Below are 1,921 nucleotides of genomic sequence, written 5' to 3' on the forward strand. Positions count from 1 at the left end.
TAACGCCCTGTTAAGGGGTGAGCAACGCAATACCGATGCCGCCGCAAACCACCTTAATCACTTAAACCAACGCATAGTGAAAATGCCACGCGTTGCGAATCCCTCTTGAACAGTTTGTTAGGAGTTTTCAATCTCCGCATCCCACATGTCAGTATCGCCATTAAACCTTTTGTACCAACTCCGTAGCGATACGTTGGCTACGCTATTACTTTGCGCGCCCCACATTAGTGCTTCTGATATTTCAGCAAGCTCTGTATGGCCTTTCAGTAGCATATGGCAATAATTTTTCAATTAAAAACAGAAGCCTAACAATGTTTCTCTGTTCTTGAGCTTCAAGTTTCTCTTGGGTTAGCAAATGCAAAACTTGAGCAGTGAGAACAGGTAAAATTATATTTAAATTCTTCTTTCGCTTAAGCCAAATTCCTTCGACTAAACTAATGCCTATTGTTCTGGATTGAGCGCCTTGATTAAAATAATTGAGAGTCTTTTCTAGCAACTCGGCTTCATTTTTATCTTTAGCTTCCCTGAAGGTAAATACAAATTGAAGAATGGCTAAAAACCAACCCGCAATTGCGATTAAAATTGTCCAGTTCATATAAGTTACCTGAAACTCCTAACGCCCAATTAACGTGTGAGCAGCGCAAGCACTGAACTTGAATGCTGCGCCGTAAACACTAAACTCAAACCGAAGTGAAAGCGCCAAGCGTTGCGAATCACTGTTGAATTGTTTGTTATGTTTTACCACAAACACATGATTTAATTGAGAAAGAACTGCGATTTCTGACCAGTTTCCTGAACTAAACCACAAGGTAAGAACCGACTTGGCCACCAAAGGCTACCAACCTAAAACGTATAATCCCACTTCCCTGCCCAATGAGGCAACCCGACTAAAAAACAACAAGCGCCCTTTCTTTCCAACCAAAGCGCAAAACAGTTCTGAGTTGCCGAGGCAACTGCCAAGCTGAAATGCTAATTGGCAAAGAACCTAAAAGCGACTTTGAGCCAGTTAAACCTCAAGCCAACCGCCACGACCTGACAATGAAGCAACCCGCGAACATTGGCATGTTTTACGGGCTGGGAGATTCAAGAACTTAGACCGACAATGCGGATTTGCTGAGTCTACTAGGGACGAATTGCCAGAGGGACAAAGAACTAGAGCCTAAGACATTTAAGCCTTTGAATTACAAGTAAACATAACGCCCAATTAAGTAGTGAACAACGCGACCACTTAACTAAAACATTGTGCCATAAAACACCAATACCGATTCAAACCAAAATTGCCAAGCGTTGTGAATCTGCTTAAATTGTTTGTTATGTTTTACCACAAGTGACTGACTTGCTTGAGAAAGAACTGCTATTTCTGAACAGTTCTCTGAGCCAAACCACAAGACAAAATCAAGCTTGACCACCAAAGGCGACCAACCTAAAACAAGTATGAACACTTCCCTGCCCAGTGAGGCAACACGACAAACATTCAACAAGTACCCTAGTATCTTCTCACAGCAGCGCCACACAATGGTTAGTTGCCGAGACTGCTGCCAAGGTAGGATGTTGCTTGGGAAATAGCCTCAAAGCGACTTTAAGCAAGATGAACTAAAACCTAGCCAGCTCGACCTGACAATGAAGCAACCCACGAATATTTGCATGCTTTACGGCCTAAGAAGTTCAAGAACTTAGGCCGACAATACTGATTTGCTGAGTCTACTAGGGACGAATCGCCTGAGGGACAAAGAACTTGAGCCTAAGATATTTAAGCCTTTGAAATACAAGTAAACATAACGCCCAATTAAGGGGTGAGCCACGCGACCACAATACTCAATTTGGACGCCGTAATCACTAAACTTGACCTAAACCAAAAATGCCAAGCGTGGGGAATCCCTCTTAAATTGTTTGTTATGTGAATTTTTACAAACGTATTGTG

The 1,921-nt window shown here is 42.5% G+C and carries 1 protein-coding gene; it reads right to left on the reverse strand.

Going from position 1 to position 1,921, the window contains the following annotated elements; translation table 11 throughout:
- Nucleotides 1-241: 241 nt before the first annotated feature.
- The gene (locus tag ELS82_RS24620; protein WP_208733302.1) at nucleotides 242-595 is read right to left on the reverse strand and encodes a hypothetical protein; all 354 of its coding nucleotides are present in this window, start codon (nucleotides 593-595) and stop codon (nucleotides 242-244) included.
- Nucleotides 596-1,921 lie beyond the last annotated feature (1,326 nt).

The sequence above is a fragment of the Vibrio ouci genome, from assembly GCF_004551525.1.
In the GTDB taxonomy this organism is placed as follows: domain Bacteria; phylum Pseudomonadota; class Gammaproteobacteria; order Enterobacterales; family Vibrionaceae; genus Vibrio; species Vibrio ouci.

Bases quoted from the DNA above. Each gene is read 5' to 3' on its own strand.
- ELS82_RS24620 (WP_208733302.1), bottom strand. From the start codon at position 595: ATGAACTGGACAATTTTAATCGCAATTGCGGGTTGGTTTTTAGCCATT.